The 19249-nt window shown below is 59.7% G+C and carries 16 protein-coding genes and 1 pseudogene; 3 read left to right on the plus strand and 14 right to left on the minus strand.

Annotated elements, in window-relative coordinates:
- Positions 1-5 precede the first annotated feature (5 nt).
- Positions 6-611 (plus strand): hypothetical protein, encoded by a 606-nt coding sequence (locus IEU99_RS10390; RefSeq protein ID WP_128890738.1) that lies wholly within the window; start codon positions 6-8, stop codon positions 609-611.
- Here the strand turns inward: IEU99_RS10390 and IEU99_RS10395 are convergent.
- The 7 genes and pseudogenes from IEU99_RS10395 to IEU99_RS10425 all read right to left on the minus strand — a co-directional run.
- On the minus strand, positions 608-1792 hold the full coding sequence (locus tag IEU99_RS10395; RefSeq protein WP_128890737.1) for an N-acetylmuramoyl-L-alanine amidase: 1185 nt from the start codon (positions 1790-1792) through the stop codon (positions 608-610). The two genes, IEU99_RS10390 and IEU99_RS10395, sit on opposite strands and share 4 nt — an antisense overlap.
- A gap of 94 nt (positions 1793-1886) precedes the next feature.
- Positions 1887-2210 (minus strand): thioredoxin, encoded by a 324-nt coding sequence (gene trxA, locus IEU99_RS10400; RefSeq protein WP_123961158.1) that lies wholly within the window; start codon positions 2208-2210, stop codon positions 1887-1889.
- A gap of 49 nt (positions 2211-2259) precedes the next feature.
- Complete coding sequence (trxB, locus tag IEU99_RS10405) at positions 2260-3189, minus strand: thioredoxin-disulfide reductase (RefSeq protein WP_128890736.1); 930 nt, start codon at positions 3187-3189, stop codon at positions 2260-2262.
- A 119-nt stretch (positions 3190-3308) separates the two neighbouring features.
- Positions 3309-3839, minus strand: coding sequence for a sigma-70 family RNA polymerase sigma factor (locus tag IEU99_RS10410; protein WP_164931208.1), 531 nt, complete (start codon positions 3837-3839; stop codon positions 3309-3311).
- A 259-nt stretch (positions 3840-4098) separates the two neighbouring features.
- Entirely contained in the window at positions 4099-7395 is a 3297-nt protein-coding gene (locus IEU99_RS10415) for a murein biosynthesis integral membrane protein MurJ (RefSeq protein WP_128890734.1), read from the minus strand.
- Positions 7396-7443: 48 nt separating this feature from the next.
- Positions 7444-10029, minus strand: coding sequence for a DUF6049 family protein (locus IEU99_RS10420; RefSeq protein ID WP_128890733.1), 2586 nt, complete (start codon positions 10027-10029; stop codon positions 7444-7446).
- Positions 10030-10037: 8 nt separating this feature from the next.
- A pseudogene (locus IEU99_RS10425) lies at positions 10038-10541 on the minus strand (NUDIX hydrolase); the annotation flags it as partial.
- 300 nt (positions 10542-10841) lie between these two features.
- Here IEU99_RS10425 and IEU99_RS10430 point away from each other — a divergent pair.
- A complete protein-coding gene (locus IEU99_RS10430) occupies positions 10842-12278 on the plus strand; it encodes a CCA tRNA nucleotidyltransferase (RefSeq protein WP_128890731.1) in 1437 nt (478 codons plus the stop codon).
- Positions 12275-12880 (plus strand): YqgE/AlgH family protein, encoded by a 606-nt coding sequence (locus tag IEU99_RS10435; protein ID WP_128890730.1) that lies wholly within the window; start codon positions 12275-12277, stop codon positions 12878-12880. The genes IEU99_RS10430 and IEU99_RS10435 overlap by 4 nt, the downstream gene beginning before the upstream one ends.
- 13 nt (positions 12881-12893) lie before the next feature.
- Here the strand turns inward: IEU99_RS10435 and IEU99_RS10440 are convergent, their stop codons facing one another.
- From IEU99_RS10440 to trpD, 7 genes are all read right to left on the minus strand, one after another.
- Positions 12894-13193, minus strand: a complete 300-nt coding sequence (locus IEU99_RS10440; protein WP_128890729.1) for a hypothetical protein — start codon at positions 13191-13193, stop codon at positions 12894-12896.
- A gap of 13 nt (positions 13194-13206) precedes the next feature.
- The gene (locus IEU99_RS10445) at positions 13207-14157 is read right to left on the minus strand and encodes a bile acid:sodium symporter family protein (protein ID WP_128890728.1); all 951 of its coding nucleotides are present in this window, start codon (positions 14155-14157) and stop codon (positions 13207-13209) included.
- A 64-nt stretch (positions 14158-14221) separates the two neighbouring features.
- Entirely contained in the window at positions 14222-14608 is a 387-nt protein-coding gene (locus IEU99_RS10450) for a Rieske (2Fe-2S) protein (protein WP_128890727.1), read from the minus strand.
- A gap of 132 nt (positions 14609-14740) precedes the next feature.
- Positions 14741-15574 carry a tryptophan synthase subunit alpha gene (gene trpA, locus IEU99_RS10455; protein ID WP_128890726.1) on the minus strand — a complete coding sequence of 278 codons (834 nt, stop codon included), beginning with the start codon at positions 15572-15574 and terminating at the stop codon, positions 14741-14743.
- 5 nt (positions 15575-15579) lie between these two features.
- Positions 15580-16815, minus strand: a complete 1236-nt coding sequence (gene trpB, locus IEU99_RS10460) for a tryptophan synthase subunit beta (RefSeq protein ID WP_128890725.1) — start codon at positions 16813-16815, stop codon at positions 15580-15582.
- On the minus strand, positions 16808-18241 hold the full coding sequence (gene trpCF / locus IEU99_RS10465) for a bifunctional indole-3-glycerol-phosphate synthase TrpC/phosphoribosylanthranilate isomerase TrpF (RefSeq protein ID WP_128890724.1): 1434 nt from the start codon (positions 18239-18241) through the stop codon (positions 16808-16810). Before trpCF ends, trpB begins: the two co-directional genes overlap by 8 nt.
- Entirely contained in the window at positions 18231-19244 is a 1014-nt protein-coding gene (gene trpD / locus IEU99_RS10470; protein ID WP_128890723.1) for an anthranilate phosphoribosyltransferase, read from the minus strand. The genes trpCF and trpD overlap by 11 nt, the downstream gene beginning before the upstream one ends.
- Between the last annotated feature and the right edge of the window lie 5 nt (positions 19245-19249).

The raw sequence follows: 19249 nt of genomic DNA on the forward strand, positions 1-19249 counted from the left end.
CCATCATGTTGCAGCCGCTACATAGAGCCACCGTGGGCATGATGCACCCACTGGCTGCGCGCTGCGTGTTTTGGGAACTGGGCCAGGACGTAGCCCAAAAGGTGTGCGAGAGCGGGGATCCACGCTTTGAAAAAGAAGCGTGGCTTATGGCCGTGCTGCTTGAGCAACAACAGTGCGGCTTTCATATCTTGCGCGCGGGCCAAGAACACGCCATTGCCACCATCATCTTTTGCCAACCCCGCTTCTCCCCCGGTGTGGCGCAATTGCCCACCGCCCCCGTGAGTGCCGATGCCTGGCTTTTAAGCTCGCTGCATATCGACCCCGCCTTTGAAGGCATTGGCCTCGAGCATGTCTTAATTGATGCCGTCTTAGCGCATCTATGGCAGCACAAGGCCGTGGCCGTCGAAGCATTTGGGTATAGCAGTACCGAGGATCCTCTTGCCTTGAGGAAAGAAGAGATTGGGCTCATGCCGGCGCAGTTATTGCAGGCTGCAGGCTTTGAAGTAGTAGCTCCGCATCCCAGCCTGCCCAGGCTGCGCATAGAGTTACCGCCTGAGCACATGTTGAGTGCGCAGGCGGCAGAAGAGTTATTGGCAAGCGCGTTGGCTTAGGCGCGAGCCTCTTGTTCTAGCAGCTCATCGAAGCGGAAGGTGCCCGTGGGCTGATCGTCTTGTTCCTGCAAGTAGAGGCGCTTGACGGCCACCACGATGGCTTCTGCGATCGCGTCGCGGGCGGCAGGATCGGTGAGGATCTTTACGTCTTCGGGGTTGGTGAGATACCCAACCACTACTTCCACCGTGGGCATTTGGGTAACGCGAAGCAGGTCCCATGTCCTTGCGTGATTCCCGCAGTTAATCAGGCTGGTGCGAGCGACGATCTCGCGTTGGATAAAGCCACTGAGCAGCTCGCCAATGAGCGAGTTTGAGCCCATCTCGGAGCCGAAGTAGAAGCTGGCGCAGCCAGATGCTTTTTCGTTTTGGTAGCGATCAGCCTGCAGGCAGATCATGAGGTCTGCATCAAAGGCGTTGGCGATTTCTGCCCGGGAGGTTTGAGAGGGATCATCCTGGCGTGGCCTGGAGATGATTGTTTCCATCCCCGCGGCGATCATGCGGCCTTCCACGCGGGTGGCGAGATCCCAGATGAGCTCTTCTTCGGAAATTTCCCCGAAGCGACCCTTGACTACCTGGCCGCGGTTGCTGCCACCAAGGGCAGGGTCGATCACCACGCGCTTGCCAGCAAGGCGCGGGCCGGATTCGCGCACGCGCTCACGTTCACGCAACTGCTGCGGTGAACCACCGGTGATGCGGCGACCCAACAGCCCGAAGGCGCGGATGGTATCTGGCCCACAGATGCCATCGACTTGGAGGCCGTAGTTCATTTGGTAGTTCATCAAGGACGCATGGGTTTGTTCACCGAAGCGGCCATCGAGGCGATCGGTATAAAAGCCCAGTTCCTGGAGCTGTTGTTGGAGCTGGAGTACGTCGTCGCCAACAAAGAGGTTATTGGGTTGAAAGCTTAAGACTCGCGAGCCCAGGGCATAGCTGGCCTCACGCAAGACCCGCAGGGTGGGATCGTTGATGATCCCGGAGGCAATGATGCCGCGAGCCTGCTGGAAAGCCTTGAGTGCCTCAGCGAGGGGTTCGTCGAAAAGCTTTTCTTCTTCGGTGAACGTCTGGCCTTTGCTACTGGAGACTTTGCGTGAGGTGCCCTGCAAGAAGCCTAGGCGTGCGAGTGCGTCCCTAACCTCGGCGACCCGGGCGCTTCGGTCGCCGACGCGGAGAATGTCAGACACACTGATCCTTTCCATTCACTGTATTCACACTGGTCACACTAACGGGCTTAAGTATAAGCCATTATTAGTGGGTTCTAGCAGTCGAGAATACCAGTTAGGCGTGCTGAGTCAGTGCCTCGACAAGCGCAGCCTTGGGCTTTACGCCCACAAACTCGGCAACTTTTTGCCCACCAGAGAACACCAACACCGTGGGAATGGACATGATCTGGAACATCGCGCCCAAGGTGCGCTCGGCATCCACATCCACCTTGCCCACTACGGCCACGCCCTCGACCTCTTCGGCTACCTCGTCGATAATCGGGCCGAGCTTCTTACAAGGCCCGCACCATTCGGCCCAAAAGTCCACCAGCACTGGTTTATCAGACTCGATAACGATCTCGCGGAAATTCTCCTGAGTAATGGTGATTGGCTTTGCCATGCCCTGGCCTTTCTGTGCAGTGATAGTTACTTCCGAAGGAGTCTAGCCCCTAAATTTCCGCCAAGTAATGTTCCGCGTCGATCGCGCCGCGGCAGCCGGAACCGGCAGCAGTAATGGCCTGCTGGTAGGTGGCATCCACCAAATCGCCAATGGCAAAAACACCAGGGATATTCGTGCGGGTAGAAGGATGCTGGACCTGCACATAGCCGGCATCATCGCATTCGACTTCATCGCGGAAGAGCTCGGAGCGCGGATCGTGGCCGATGGCGACGAACATGGCGGTCACATCGAGGGTGGAAGTCTCGCCGGAGAGCGAATCGACAAGCTCCAAGCCCTCAACGGTATTTTCGCCAAGCACGCGGGAGACTTGCTTGTTGGTCAGGATGCGGATCTTCTCGTTTTCCTTGGCGCGCTCCAGCATGATCGCAGAGGCGCGGAATTCCTCGCGGCGGTGCACGATGGTGACGGACTTTGCAAACTTGGTTAAAAAGATCGCCTCTTCCATCGCGGAATCGCCACCACCGATCACGGCAATGTCGTGGTCGCGGAAGAAGAAACCATCGCAGGTTGCGCAGGCAGAAACGCCGCGACCGAGCAGTTGCTGCTCACCATCAACACCCAAGTAGCGAGGTGCCGAACCGGTAGCCAAGATCACCGCGCGGGCCTGGAATTCTTCATCATCAACCCAGATCTTCTTAATCTCGCCCTCAAGCTCTACGCGGGTGACGAGCTCCATGCGCAGGTCGGCGCCAAAGCGTTCCGCCTGTGCGCGCATTTCTTCCATGAGCTCAGGGCCTAAGATGCCGTCTTTAAAGCCGGGGAAGTTTTCTACCTCGGTGGTGGTCATCAGCGAGCCGCCATATTCAATGCCCTCGAACACGATGGGGCGAAGCTCTGCGCGCGCGGCGTACAGGGCTGCGGTATAGCCGGCCGGGCCGGAACCAATGATGGCAACATCGTGAATCGTGGCATCAGACATGCTTGAAAAACCTTTCCTAGGAATACGTGAGCAGCAATCCCAGTCTAACCGTCACTGAGAGGCGTGCTGCTTTCACTGCAACGCAGCACCGCGCCCACTATTCCCGGGCCGATTAAGCCTTAGATAGCCAGGCGCTCGCGAAGCGCAGCTCTGGCCCTGGAACGCCGAGATTTCATGGTGCCGGGCTGCACACCTTCGATGGCGGCGGCCATGGAAATTTCCACGCCCACAAAATCAACGAGGTAAATGGCGCGACGTTGTTCCTGTGGCAGGGTGCGCATGGCCAGGCGTACCGCAGAGGTGGTGGCAAGATCGAGCCCGCCTTCTTGGTGCCGGGATCCCCAGTGAATATCGGTATCGAGCGGGATGGTGGGGCGGTGCTTGTTGCGGTGAACAAAGTCATAGGCGGTGTTGGCCACGAGGCGATGCAGCCAGGTGTGCAGGCTTGCTTCCCCGCGATAGGAGCTGATCTTCTCGCTGGCTTTAAGCAGCGCTTCTTGGAGCACTTCCTCGGCGTCGAAATGATTGTGCACGTAGCGGCGCACCAAAAACCAGAGGCGGCGGTGGTGGTGTCTGAGAATTGCTTCGAAATCGGCGCTGGCGTTGTTTGGGATACTCGGTGCTGGCGGGTGGTCAATGACGGTCTGCACGAACAACTCCCCCTGAAGTACTGTGCATGGCTTGGTCTTAAGCGCTGAAGGTTTGCCTCGTTGCCGCGGTATTCCTGCAGCACTTGTGATTATGGGAAACCTGGCCATGCACCGCATTCGGAGCAGATGCCCAATGCATTGGGCACGCCCGCTGGGGGTATTTTTGCTGCTAGAACGCCTCTTTTACCCCCGAAATTCCAGCGGCGTAATTTCCCTCCTTTGGGGGCAAAAACTAGCTTTTCGACGCCCCGCCCCCAACTTAAGGCCTCGCCACCACCTGAACATCTTTGACTTCAAGCGGTTCACCCTCGGGGATGCTTTCAAACCACACCAGCACCTCGGTGGTCTTGGGGTGCTCGCGCAGCTTCACGCTGCCGCTGCCGCCTCGGACCTCACCATCACCCAGCAACATGGCTGAGTTGAGGTTATAGGCATCTTCACCCAAATACACCCGCACCATGGTTTGTTCATCAACGTTCACAATCACCTTGGTGGGCTCAATCGGCTGCTCAAACCTCAAGAGCACGCCACGGGCATTGCCCTGCGCCAGCCAGGTGGTAGTGGCGTCGTTATCCACCACCGCAGGGATCTCCTCCTGCTCTCCTGCACCATCGGCCCAGGTGGCAGCCTTTTCGGCCTTAGCCAAAATGGGGATGGCCTTTTCTAGGTGCTCGCGGCTAATGGAGTTGGTATCGATGGGAGCCTTCTCATCGCGGGAACCAATCACGGCGGTGAGGTAGGCGGTACCGAGGGCGATCATCGTCACCAACGCCACCACCGCCAGGGCCACCGCGGTGCGCCCGGCGCGCGTCATGTTCTTAGAACCAAAGCCAGGCTCATTGCTGGGCTTGGGGCTTCGATCCGCAGACACCTGGAGCTGATCGGGGCTTTGATCGGCCGTATCGGGCAGGGCCCTCAAAGCCTCGGGCAGATCGGCAGCCGGGACCTGCAAGAGTTCAGCAACAGGCTCCGGTGCTTGCTCTGCATCCACCAGTGTGCACAGCGCGGTGCGTAAACAGGATTGATCGCGTTCCACGCTTGCATCGGGCAAGACCGCCGGGAAGGCCAAGACAGCCACACCATCGGTACTGATGCGAATGCGCGAACGATTATCCAAGCCCAAAGGCGTGTGGGCCTTCAGCTTGGCGGCCTCTGTGGCATCGCCAAGCAGCTCAAGGGCATAGGCGGCAGCAAAGGGATCTGCACCTTCTTCTGCCACCGACGCCAAGGTGGTGCCAGCAACCCAATCGGCAACCACAAGGCAGCCATTGCGATAAGAAAGCACCTCAATATTCGGAGCGATAGCCGGGTGGCGCAGCTTACCCAGCGCCCGAGTGCGACGGGAGACCTCGGCGGCAGCACCGGCGGCGGCAGCGGGGCTCAAAGGAGCCTGCGGAGCCGAACCGGAGGTATCCACAAACACCAGCGCCACTTCCCTATCGGTGGCGACCTCGCGGGCCTGCCAGAAGCGGGCCTGGCTTACAGAACCATGATCGGCCAGGAGCCTGAAACGCCCATCAGATACGCGCGCACCAGGGACCAAACGCGGGCCGCGCACCACACCTGCAGACATTGGCGGCGGCACCGGGGTGGCGTTAAAGGTATCGTCCAGTGCCAAAAGCTCGGGCGTCAAGGAGGTGGCCGCAGGAGCGCTCATAAGCTCCTTCTCCTTGACCTTGATAATTCTGTTCAGCCCCGGGATGCGCTGCAAAGAACCGCCGAGGCTTGCCACTTCCTGCAGGCCGGAACGCGAAAGCACAATGCCGGTAATAGCCAGGAAGACCACGCCGACGATGGCGAGCTCGACAAGCACACCGATGCTGCCAAGCGCCTCTAAGATGCCGATGCGGCGGATCACGAAATCAAGGCCCAAAGCAATGGCCACGCCCACCAGCGAGGCGCCAAAAGCCCAAGCACTGGTGTGCACCACCGCGCGGGTGCCAAGGGAGCCGAGTTTGCGGCGCAACAGGGTGGCACCGATCATGGCGCCGGCGACGAAACCGAAACCATTGGCCGCACCAAGCAGGATCACGACCTTCGAAGGATCGGTGGCCAGCACCGGAGCAAGATAGGAAAGCAGGATCTTGGTGGTGGTGATACCGGCGATGATCAGCGTGGGCGTCCACGCCTCCTCGCGGGCATAGAACACACGCAAATGCAGCAAGACCAAGGCATAAGGCAGCAGCGTGAAGGCCGAGAAACTTAAAGTCCAACCAAGAATCGAAGCAAGCGAGGCATCGAATTCGCGGTAGGCGAATAAGCCGCGACCGATCTGCTCACCGAAGGCGGTGAAGAACACCACGATGGGGATCAGAGCCAAGAACGTGAGCTTCGAGCCCATGACCAAGTCCTTGACCACGGCCTTATCGTCACCATCGGCGGCATTGCGAGAAAGCCTCGGCATGATCGCCGTGAGCAAGGTGACGCCGATGATGCCATAGGGCACCTGCAATAGCAGCCAGTGCTGCTGATAGATATTCGGCGCAGCGGCATCAGAATTTGCGGCGATGCGGGTGGTGACCACATAGCCCAATTGGGAAATGCCCACGTACACCACGATGGCCAAGGCCATGCCACCGAATTGCTTCAAGCGGGCATCAATGCCCCACAGCGGTTTTAGGGAAACACCAGAACGCAGAATCGGCGGCAGCATAATCAGCGCCTGCACCACCACGCCCAAGGTGGTGCCCACACCAAGCAACAGCACATGCGGGTCGGTGACGGGGCTTTGAGCCGAAGCGTCGAGCTTGCCGGGCAAGAACATATACAGTGCGAGCACCGCGAGGGTGATCACGTTATTGGCCACCGGCGCCCAAGCACCGGGCTTAAACACGCCCTTGGTGTTGAGCACCGCCATGAGCAGGGCGAAGATGCCGTAGAAGAAAATCTGCGGCAAGAGCAGATAGGCAAAGCTGGTGGCCTGGGTCAGATTGACCTTGCTCTCGGAATCCAGCATCAACTCTGTAAGCCAGGGCGCGCCGATGACGGCCAATAACGTCACCGAGATCAGCAGCGTGGCCGCCAAGGTAAACAGCCTGCGAATGAAGGCCTCGCCGCGGTCGGGGTCTTCTTTTTCTGCACGCACCAACACCGGCACCACCAGCGAGGTGAGCACCGCGCCGAGCACGATCTCGGTGATCAAGTTCGGCAGCGTATTCGCCACATTAAACGCCGAAGCAATGGCACCACCCAAGGTGGCGGTAATCATCACATTGCGCAAAAAGCCCGTGATGCGCGAAAACAGTGTGGCAATCGCCATGGAACCACCGGCACGCACCACATCGGCGTCGCTGGCTTTCTTCGAGCTAGCCTTCGGAGCCGAATCCTGCTGGCTCATCGCATGCTCGACGGCCTTGGCGTCTTGTTCACCCTCTGGGTTCGGCGCCGGCACATTGCGGACTCGCGCCGGGCGGTTGGCCGGGGTAGATAAGCGCGAATGATCCTGCTCTGGTTGAGGAGCAGGAGTCTGCTGAATCTCAGGCACCGGCGCGGGCGCGGAGGGATCGACGATGCGGTGGCGAGTACCGTTAGCACCTGAATGGGTCACGGGGTCCATCCTTGAGCGTTGAGGGTTGAGGCGAAATACGTGAAGTTGCGGGCATGCTTAGTGCCCCTCCCCTTCCTCACGTCTGGGGCGCCGCTGCGATTTTGGATGCGCAATATAGCGAGTGCTTTGGGCATAGCGCTGCGGCGGCCTCGGAGCACGCTTGGACGCATCAAAGCGCTGCACGCGCCGCTTAGCACGGCGCCTACGAATAACACCAAGGAAGACCAAGCCCACCAGCGCCAACATAATCAGCACCGTGGAAAGCTTCGAGCCAATGATCCCCGAGCGAGTTTGCACACCAATGGTCACAGGATTGGAAATGGCAGCACCAGAAGGTGTGGCCAACCACAGGTCAATATCGGTTCGCCCTGAATCCGTGGGCAAAGTGGCCGTCATTTGGGCGGTAATAGAACCCTTTGCGGGGATGAGCAGGCGCTCTTCGACGTTAATGCTCGCCCCCTTGGGCGCATCATAAAGAATCCGCGCATCCACCGGCAGCGGCAGACCATTGCGCGCGGCAATCAATAAGGGAGAAGAATCAGACCAGCGCGTATAGACATTGCCAGGCGGCAAGAGCGTGACCGAGGAACGAAGCTCGGTCAGCGTTTCGCGGTTCTGGTTCAACAGCGCATTCTCGCGCTGCACCGTTTGATCAAAGGTGGCAATGGAACCGCGACCATTCGAGCTCAACGCACGCAACACATCCATACGCAGCGGAACCGTAAAGCTATACGGCCCAATGGCTACCGCCGGATCGGGAACCATGAGCTGGGTGAGGTCATCAATATAATCGGCCTGCTGGCGAGCGCGACTGATCTCGGTATCCGAAATCACCGTCGGATCATCAAAGGGTGCACCAAAACCTGGGGGTTCGGGCATCGGTTGTGCTTCTAACTCTTGAGCCACATCCGGGTCCAAGGCCACATAGCGATCCAGGGTGATGCTTTCAGCATCGCCGCGTTCAACCAATTCACCCACGGTATTCAGCAGCGTCTTCGGGCTCGAAGCATTGATCGGCAGCATCACCAAGACTGGATCCTCGCTGCGCTGTGCCTCAAACTCAATGGCCGCACTGGCAGTGGCCAGCCGCGCCGGGCCTGCATCGAGGCGCGCATCAAAGCGGGTGTTGTAGTTGCTATACCCCTTGGTTTCTGGGGTCGCGGAGGCGTCGGCAAGCAAAGCGGCTAAAGAGCCGGGATAGGTCTTGGCCCAAATATTCGGACCAAGCAGCGCCGTATCGCCACTTCGCGGAGCAGTCCAAATGGTGTTATCGGCCATGAGCACTCGCACGGGCTGCTGCGGGCGGGGCGGCACGTTGGAAGGAGCCTGCGTTCGGGTTTGCTCAAGGGCGGAATCGGAGGTGTTTTCCGGCTCCGGAGCAGGGTTTTGTTCGCCCTGATCAAACCACGCCTTACCTAAAGGATCCAGCGTGCTCGATTGCGGGATCGAAGCCTTATAGGCCCACCCCATGCTGCTGACGCTCGGCGGGCTGATATAGCCCTTACCCGGCACCACCACATTGTCCAGCGGCTCGCTGCCGAGCACATTGCTTAAGGTGATCTGGCCGCGCTGCAAAGCCTCGCGCATCAACCACTCATTATTGGTGGCCTGCACCGCATCAAGATCAGCATTGGCCCAGGGCAAGGCCACGGTGCAACTGCGCCCGGCAAGCTCGCGCAAATGGTTCAGCCACTGTGCGGCAATCTCCTGGCCGGTGCCCTCGGTGCTCTGAATATCCGTGCCGCCGCTGCCCCAAGAATCGCGAAGGCGCTGCTTTTGGCTCACCACGCTGGGACGTTCCTGGGCCACCTTATAGCCCTGGGACATGCGCGCTGCGGTGCGCACCAATTCCGGGTCGATACCAAGGCAGGTGCCCTGAGCCGCCTGAGGATACGCCGTGGCGAAGGCATCAAAGTCATTCAGCGTTTGGCCAAGGTGCCCGCCGGGGCCGAAGTTATGGGCAAGATCCTCAGACTGCAACAGCAGTTCCGAAGGCTCGGGGGCATCGCCGGTTTCGCCACCGACTGCATCAATGGGGGCACTTAAAGGCACCAACACCGAAAGCGGGGTGCGTTCTTGTTCTTCTTCATCGCCGCTGCGCACAGCGCTTAGGAAGCGCTGGGTGCTGACAATGCCTTCGCTGCTTGATTCCAAGGCCACCATCACCGGATACACCCCGGCAGATTTCAGTCTCAGGCCATCGCGCTGCTCGGAGGTAGCGACTTCAAGGGAAATCTCCTTGGCTTCGCCCGGCCGTATCACGCCGTTGAGTTTGACGGGCGTTGCCCGATAGGGATAGGCCGAGGGATCAGCGGCTAAAACCTCGCGGCTTTGCCCAAGGGAATCCTCGCTATCGGCGTGGGCGATGAGGATGCGCAGATTATCGGCGTTGAGTGACTCATCGGAATCGTTGATGACCCGGGCGCGCAGCGACAGTGGACTCCCCAGCTCCACAGAGGTGGGCACTTGGGTCAGTTCAATGCGAAGATCGCCCTCGGCATCAATCTCGCGAACATTCGGGTTGATCCAGCGTTCGCGGGTGCTTTGGGCAGAAGGCGATACGGGAAGACCCTCGCCGAAGGCTGTATCGGGCATGCCAAGGACACCGACGAGCAAACCAACGGCCACGCCGGTGCTGAGCATTCGACGGCTTAACGTGGCGTGACCCTCCCTTCGGCGCGTTCTGCACGGGCGTATTCAGGCAAGAGGTTATAGGCCACCCGTGCGAGTTTGCGTTCATCAGCGTAGGCGAAATGCTCGCTGAGCTTATTGGCGGGAATCCAAGCAACCTCGGTCACTTCCGGATCTTCGTCGTTTAGGTCTCCGTCGACAAAGCGCAAGAGATGATGGTGCACGGTTTTATGGATCCGCACGCCCTCGGAAACGAACCAATAATCAATCACACCGAGCTCGGCAAAGACCTCGCCGTGCACGCCCGTTTCTTCCCACACCTCACGTTCTGCGGTGGCGGCTTTATCTTCGCCCGGCTCCACATGCCCCTTGGGCATGGACCAGAGGATGCGCCCACGGCGATCCAACCTGCCAATGAGGGCAACATAAATCTTGGAAAGGTCCACATTGCCATCGGCATCCACTGCCTCGGCTAAACCAGAGACGAGCAAACCGCCCGCTGAAGTCTCATCGCGGGTGGGCATGGAGCTGTTATGTGCCCCACGGTTGTTGTTGCTTCTCCGCTGCTTGCGCCCGGAGCCCCCCGCCCGGCTGCGGGCACGCCGAGAAGCGCCGCCACCTTCACTATTTTGGTGGCCGCGCTGCTGTTGTGCCTGGGCACCGCGCTTCTTCGAGCGCCCCCGTCGCCTGCGCCTGCGGGGATGCTTCGAGGGTTGCGAGGAACCACCTGAGGCGGTCTCGTTTTCATCCATCCCGCTGATCGTAACCGCTAGCGCCCTGAAACGGTATAAGCCAGGGCGCGTCGAGAATGTAGAATCTTGCTAATGATGACGTCACGCAACGCAACTTTGCTGCTGCAGGGGCAAAAGGAAATAGCCAAACTTCAACCGGTGCTACGCCCGCTGGCGCAAGCATTTCGGGATCGGGGCTACTCCTTATACCTTGTGGGAGGCTCCGTGCGCGACGCACTCCTTGGCCGCCTAGGCCACGACCTCGACTTCACCACAGAGGCCCGCCCGGAACAGGTACAGGAAATTCTCCAAGCTCTTAGCCCCAGTGTGTGGGATACGGGCATTGATTTCGGCACCATCTCTGCAGAAATGCAGGGCATGCAAATTGAGATCACCACCTTCCGCGCCGATAGCTATGATGGCCAATCGCGCAATCCTGAGGTGCAATATGGCGATCGCCTAGAAGATGACCTGATCCGCCGAGACTTTCGGGTCAATGCCATGGCCTTAGAGCTCGATGTGGAAGCGGAGCCGGTCTTTCATGATCCCCTCGGTGGTTTAGAGGATTTAGAACGCCGCGTCATCGACACCCCTGCCGCCCCCGAGCTGAGCTTTCACGACGATCCCCTACGCATGCTGCGGGCAGCGCGCTTTGTGTCGCAACTGGAATTCTCCCTAGCCCCGCGTGTGCACAAGGCGATGGAAGAAATGGCCGGGCAGATCGAGCGCATCTCCGCTGAGCGCGTGCAAATGGAATTGGACAAGCTCATGCTCGGCCAGGCGCCTTGGGATGGCATCCGCGTGATGGTCGATACCGGTCTAGCCGATGTGGTGTATCCGGAGATTTCGGCGCTTCGGCTTACCCAAGACGAACACCGCCAGCACAAGGATGTGTATGAGCACTCGCTGACGGTGCTGCGCCAGGCGGTGGAATTAGAAGAGAATCCCGATCTGGTATTGCGCTGGGCGGCACTCACTCACGATATTGGTAAGCCCGCTACCAGGGAGTTTCATGAAAACGGCCGGGTGAGCTTCCACCAACATGAGGTTGTGGGCGCCAAGATGGTGCGCAAGCGCATGCGCAAACTGAAATACTCTAAGCAGATGGTCAAGGACGTGTCCCAGCTTGTGTTCTTGCATATGCGCTTCCACGGCTTTAGCGAGGATTCCTGGACCGATTCCGCAGTGCGCAGGTACGTCAATGACGCAGGCGATCAGCTTGAGCAATTGAACACCCTGGTGCGTGCGGATGTGACCACGCGCAACCGCAAGAAGGCCCAGAGGCTTCGGCGTCTATTTGATCTTTTTGCCGAGCGCATTGAAGACCTTGCCGCCAAAGAAGACCTGGCTAAGGTGCGCCCGGCGCTCGATGGCAATGCAATTATGGAATTATTAGGCCTTCAGCCAGGCCCCGAGGTTGGTCAGGCTTGGCAGTACCTCAAGGAGCTTCGTTTAGAGCGCGGCCCGATGGAAACCGAAGAAGCTGAAGCAGCACTGCAAGCGTGGTGGAAAGAAAGGCAGGAAGCATGAACCTCTTTGGAGAACGGCTCTTCCAAGCCCTTGAACAGGCAGCCCCAGAACCCGGCATGTTGCTGGTGGCCGACCCCCTCGGCCTAGAGGGCAGCTTTTTTCACCGCAGCATCTTATTGCTCTTGGAGCACTCCGAGACGCACTCCATGGCCGTGATTTTGAATCAACGTTCCGATGTGGCGGTGTTTAATGTGCTGCCCGCATGGGCGCCGTTGGCTTCTAAACCCCCGGCGGTGTTTATCGGCGGTGCCCATGAGCAGCGTGCGGTCTCTGCTTTGGGCATTTTGGCTAAGGATAAAGTGCGCGAGGAGCATCCGGATATGCTGCGCGTTGCCAATCGCATCGTGCGCATCGCCATGAGCGAAGATCCAGGCGAAGTAGCGGAGCTATTAGAAGGCGTTCGTATTTTCCAAGGCCTGCAATTTTGGGGCCCTGGAGAATTGGAAGAAGAAATTGCCAGCGGCGATTGGTACGTCACCCCCGCGCTGCCCTCGGATATTCTCACCCCTGGCAATCAAGACCTTTGGGTAAATGTGCTGCGCCGCCAGCCCATGCCCTTGCCACTGTTTGCCACCTACCCAAGTGAGATTGACGATAACTAAGAAGGTCTAGGCCTTAGGATCCAAGCTTGGCTTCGGCTTCTGCCCATAACGCCTGGAAGCTTGCTGCGTCGAGATGCTCGGCCTGGATGCCGTCGTATTGCTCGTAGGTATCGGGGTGGGGTACTTCCTGCATGGGTGGGGTGGCTTCGCCTTTGATCTGCGTGCCGTGGACGCTGCCGCGGATAACGCCTTGGGGGTCGAGCTCAATCATGCGGTGCATGCGGCAGGTGTGAGGCCCGATGGGTTCTAGTTCTGCAATGTGGATGCTTTGGCCTACCCCAGGGATGGTGAAGGTGGTGCGTACGTAGAGCAATGCTGCGCCCTTTCTAGCGTTTTTGGGAATGGAGGTGCTGGGCGTACCAGGAGCACATGATCAATTGCACCTGGTGGAAGATCATGAGCGGCAAAATCAGCAGCGAAAGCTGCGCACCGCCGAAGATCACCGCCGCCATGGGAAGCCCAGATGCGAGGGATTTTTTAGAACCGCAAAATTGTATAGCGATACGATCGCCTCGCCCAAAATGAAGTTTTTTCGCCACGAGCTTGCTCAACCACAGCATCAGGGCAACAATCGCGGCAGAGAGCACGATCAGGGCGATGATCTGCATTGCGCCGATGCTGGCCCAAATACCGGCCACCATGCCCTGAGAAAAGGCCGAATACACCACCATGGTAATTGAGCCGCGGTCGACCACCTTGGTGCCTTTGGTGGCAGCTACTGCCCCAACAATGGGTCTGAGCAATTGGCCGAGCACGAAGGGCAACAGTAGTTGGGTGGCGATTTTGATAAAGACGCTGGTATCGACGTGCACCGAGCCGTCGTGGGTCATCAGCGCCATCACCAAGATTGGTGTGAGGAAGACCCCGAGCATGTTGGAAAGTGAGGCGCTGACGATGGCGCCTGCGACATTGCCCTTTGCAATGGAGGTAAAGGCCACCGAGGATTGCACGGTGGAGGGCACCAGGGTCAGATACATCAGCCCCATGGCGATGCCGGCGCCGAACCAGGAGCCTAGGGGTTGGAGTGCTATGCCGATGAGAGGGAAGAGCACAAAGGTAAATGCCAAGATGGTGAGGTGCAAGCGCCAATGTTTCAGGCCTTCGAGAGCCTCACGGGTAGAGAGCCTGGCGCCGTATAGGAAAAACAGCGCTGCGATGGCGATATCTGTGGCGTAGCGGAACCACTCGGCGGCCTGCCCGCGCACAGGAAAGACGATGGCGAGCAAGACCGCCGAGAGGATCAGCACGATCAGCGGGTCGATGGAGATTCGGCGCATGCCCAAAGCCTAGTCGCCGGGGCTAGTGCAAGCTCCTATGGTGCCCGCTGCTGAGCTCCCCGCCTTAGTTGATGTGGATTTGGCCGTTATCCTCATGCGCCCCCACTGATTCGAGGGGTTGCCGGGCCGGGCCGTTGAGCACGCTGCCGTCTTTGATGCTGAATTTGGAGCCGTGTTTGGTGCATTTGACGGTGTCGCCTTCCACCACGGTGATTGGCGCGCCCTGGTGGGGGCAGATGGCTGAGTAGGCTTTGTAGTCGCCCTGGGTGGGTTGGGCAATGATGTATTTATCTACGATCACCGCACTCCCCACGGGGACGTCATTCACGGCGATGTCTTGGGGCACGTTCTTTTCTCCCCCGCAAGCCACCAGGAGTGCACCGGCGAAGGTGGTTGCGCTGCCGATGAGGAAGGCTCGTCGGGAACAGAGGTGTTGCTCGGGCTGGTTCATGCCTATGAGTATGGCACCGCAGCCCCATGAGCAAAACCAACCATGACCTAAGCAAGTCTTCTATATAACGTCACCGTGACGCAAATAGCACGAGCTCCCACAACCCAAAAAATGGCCCGAAACTCCGCAAGATTATTGCTTGGTCGCAGCCTTCATGCCGCGCACAAACTCTCCTAACTCTTTGCCAAGCGCCTCCGGGTCGCGCAACTTTGCCGGCTCAGGATGTTCGCCTTCGCAGTGGCGCTCGATAATGGAGGTGATCGCCGAACCACTAATCGCTCCCCTGGCTCCGGCCGCGATGGCCTCGGCAACGTGTTCCGGGGTGGAGATGCCAAAGCCAAGCAGAATGGGAGCACCATCAAAGCGCTCAATATTTTCCACTACTTCTTGCAGCCCGGTCGTCTCCGATGCGCGCTCGGTGCCGGTAACGCCATCACGTGAAATGGCGTAGATATAGCCCTTGGAATGTGCCGCCACACCCTTGAGTGTTGCCTCGCTGGCCCTGGCTGGTGCAATGAAGATGGGATCGATGCCGGCTTGTTCGGCGGCGGCAATAAAGGGCTGGCCTTCGCGCACGGGCACATCTGGAATCAAGATGGAATCAGCCCCGGCCTTGGCAAACTCCTCATAGAAGCGATCGATGCCGCGGGTAAAGGGCACGTTGCCATAGATGAGCAAGCCGATGGGAACCTCGGGGAATTCCTCGCGGATCTGTGCAATGAGATCCAGGGAGCTATCTACCGTTGCCCCTGCATCGAGTGCGCGCAGGTGCGAGCGTTGAATGGTGGGGCCATCGGCAACGGGATCGGAAAAGGGGACGCCGAGCTCCAGAGCATCGGCCCCGGCTTGGATGAGGGTGCGGATGATGTGCAAAGAATCTTCGGGTGTGGGATCGCCCAACATGACGAAGGGAACAAAGGCGCCCTCGTTGCCCAGGCGTTGGAAGAGTGCTTCATAACGGGTCATGGTTCTTAGCCTTTCAGCTTGAGCTCGGGGTTGGCCTCGAGGGTGGCGCGAACATGGTCAATGTCTTTGTCACCTCGTCCGGAAAGGGAGACGAGAATGTTCAAGGCCTTGCCTTCGCGGTCTGCAATGGCGGCGCGTTTGAGGGCGTAGGCCAGCGCGTGGCTGGATTCTAAGGCGGGAATGATGCCCTCTTCACGTGAAAGCAATTGGAAGGCCTCGAGGGCTTCTGCGTCGGTGATGGCCACATATTTTGCCCGGCCGCTGGCGGCTAAGTAGGCATGCTGGGGGCCTACGCCTGGGTAGTCTAAGCCAGCGGAGATGGAGTAGCTTTCTTCTACCTGCCCATCACCATTGCGCATGAGGTAGCCGCGGGTGCCGTGGAGGATGCCGATTTGGCCGGCGTTAATGGTCGCACCGTGCTCCCCCGAGTCCAGGCCGTGCCCGCCGGGTTCTGCGCCTACGAGCTCCACGGAGGGCTCATCAATGAAATCGGCAAACATGCCAATGGCATTGGAGCCGCCACCTACGCAGGCAACCACTACATCGGGCAGGCCGCCGGTGCGCTCAAGCATTTGGGCTTTGGCCTCGGTGGAAATAACGCGGTGGAATTCACGCACGATGGTGGGGAATGGGTGCGGGCCTGCGGCGGTGCCGAGCAGGTAGTGAGATTCGTGGAAGGTGGCCGTCCAGTCGCGCAGCGCCTCGTTCACGGCATCCTTGAGGGTGCCGGATCCGGAATCCACCGGCACCACCTTCGCGCCCATCAGCTCCATGCGATAGACATTGGGCTGCTGGCGCTCCACGTCTTTCGCGCCCATATAAATCACGCATTCGAGATCCAAGAGCGCACAGGCCAAGGCGGTGGCGGTGCCGTGTTGGCCGGCGCCGGTTTCGGCGATGATGCGCGTTTTGCCCATGCGCTTGGCTAGGAGCGCCTGGCCGATGACCTGGTTGGTTTTATGTGCGCCGCCGTGCACGAGGTCCTCGCGCTTGAGAAAGATGCGCACCTTGGATTCGCCTTGCTTGCGGCTGAGGGGCAGCTTCGAGCATTCGGTGAGCGGTGTCGGGCGGCCCAGGTAGTCGCGGAGGTAGCCGCGGAGTTCTTCGCGGAAGGCCTCGGATTCCATGGCATCAACGAAGGCGCGCTCAAGCTGATCTAAGGCGGGGATCAAGGATTCGGGTACAAATTGTCCGCCGAATTCTCCAAAGTATGCGGGCAGGATGGTCGATGATTCAGTCACGTTTCGCGTCCTTTGCGTCGGTGCGGATGATGTGAAACGCCCGGCGTAGCGCGCCTGCGTCTTTGTGGTGATTGAAGGAGCCGGCGTGGTGGTATTCCACCCCGGAATTCAGGTCCACGCCGAGGCACTCAATGCCGAGTGCCTCATGGAGATTCTCTAGGTCGATGCCACCGGCAAGCAGGCTGTGCTGGCGTACTTCCTCGGGCACCGATGCCCAATCAAAGCGTGTGCCGCTGCCGCCATCTGCTGCGTCGAGCACGAGGAGGTCTACGTCGTCGACGAGGGCGCGGGCCAGCGCTGGGCCTTCCGGCGCACTCATGGAAACCGCGCGCCAGACCTTCATGCCCTCCCCTACCTCTTCGCGCACCCGAGCAATCAACGCGCGCTCGGCCTCGATGGAGCCTTGGTAAGGGGCGTGGACCTGCACGGCATGGATGCCCTCCTGGATCAGCTCGGCCCAACCATCGGTGCGCCTGGATACGGCCACATAGCGCAACCCAGGTTCCGCGGCGATAATTTCGGCCGATGTTTCACGTGAAACATTGCGCGGGCTGGCTTGCTCAAAAATGAGCCCGCCGTAGAGGGCGCCTGCCGCGCGGGCTGCTTGGGCGGCGGAGGGAGAACGCAAACCGCACACCTTATGTTCGCCAAACACGAGGCTGCGGGCAGCCTGATCCACATCCTCCTGCCCGGTGAGGTGCGAGCCAACCAGGTAGGCGTCGGAATGCGCGGCGAGCTTACGCACCACAGCGTGCTCGCGGATACCCGACTCGGAGACCACCACTGCGTCATCGGGAATCAGCGAAGCCAAACGGGCAGAGCGGCCAAGATCGATGGAAAGATCGTGAAGGTTGCGGTGATTGATGCCGAAGATCTTCGCGCCCAAGCGCTGCGCGCGGGCTACTTCTTCCTCATCAATGACCTCCGTGAGCACATCTAGCCCAAGGCGTTGCGCCTCGGCGGAAAGTAGACGGTATTCATCATCATCCAAGATGCTCAGCATGAGCAGGATGGCATCGGCACCGAAGTAGCGCGCCGCATGCACCTGCACCGGATCAATGATGAAGTCCTTGCACAGCACCGGAAGATGCGTGGAAGACGCCACGGTGGCCAAGTGATCGTAGTCGCCGCCGAAACGCTCCGGCTCGCACAGCACGCTAATGCCCGCCGCGTAGCGAGAATAGACGCGCGCAATCTCTCCGGGATGATAGGAGGCACGGATCAGCCCCAGGGAGGGCGATGCTGCCTTGCACTCCATGATGAAGTGCGGACCGCCGGGAGCGGAAAGAGATTGAAAAAGCGAACGCTCAGAGCGCGGAAGGGTCTCGGGATCCACGTGGTTGATCCGCTCGCGGATATCTGCGAGGTGCCCGCGTCGGGCCTGAACGATGCCCTCAAGCACGGTGGGCAGGGCCTTATCCGCCATAGTTGGCCTCCTCGTGGGTTGCTAGCCACTGCTCCACTGCCCCGGAATCGAGCAGTTCCTTGGCGCGCTCGACGCCCTCACGCAGGGAAGCGCTCGCGCCGGTGACGTAGAACATGCCACCTGCATTGGCGGCGATGGCATCGCGATGCGCCACTGCCCCGCGCCCGGCGAAGGTATCGCGCATGAGGCGGGCATTCTCAGTGGCGTCGTCGCCGGCAAGATCGGCTAGGGCGTGGGTATCGAGGCCGAGCTCTTCTGGGGTGACTTCATATTCTGTGATCTCCCCTCCCTCAAGCTCCCAAATGCGGGTGGGGCCATGCACGGCAATTTCATCGGTGCCGGAGCCGTGCACCACCAGGGCATGGTGGCGACCAAGATCGCGGAAGGTCTCGGCGATCATCGGACCCATGGACGGTTTTGCAATGCCCATGATCTGGAATTCGGGCCGCGCGGGAGAAAGGATCGGCCCGAGCGTATTAAAGAGGGTGGGAATCCGCAGCGCCTTGCGCACCGGCATCACGTGGGCGATGGCCGGGTGGTAGGCGGGGGCAAAAAGGAAAGTGAAGTTGGAGGCCTCGAATTGGCGCACGGCTCGATCGGGGTCCAAATCCAGGGGAATGTTGAGCGCCTCGAGCACATCCGCCGAGCCCGATTTGGAGGATACCGAGCGGTTGCCGCACTTAATGGTTTTCACTCCCCCGGCCGCGGCGACGAGCGAGGCGGCGGTGGTCACGTTAATAGTATTCGCTCCGTCGCCGCCGGTGCCGGCAGTGTCGAGCAGGCCTTTTCCTGTGATGGGGAATGGTCGCCCGGCCGCGAGAAAGGCTTTGGCCGCGCCGGTAATGTCTGCGGCCGTTTCTCCGCGGGTGCGGATGGTGGCCAGTAGTGCTGCGATGTGCACGTCGTCGTATTCGCCCACGGTGAGCGGGGTGAATACTTCCACGGCCTCCTCGACGCTGGGGTTGGGGTTGTCCAGGTACTTAATTAATGCTTCTACACTCATAATTT

It is taken from the genome of Corynebacterium pelargi, from assembly GCF_014635485.1.
Classification (GTDB): Bacteria; Actinomycetota; Actinomycetes; order Mycobacteriales; family Mycobacteriaceae; genus Corynebacterium; species Corynebacterium pelargi.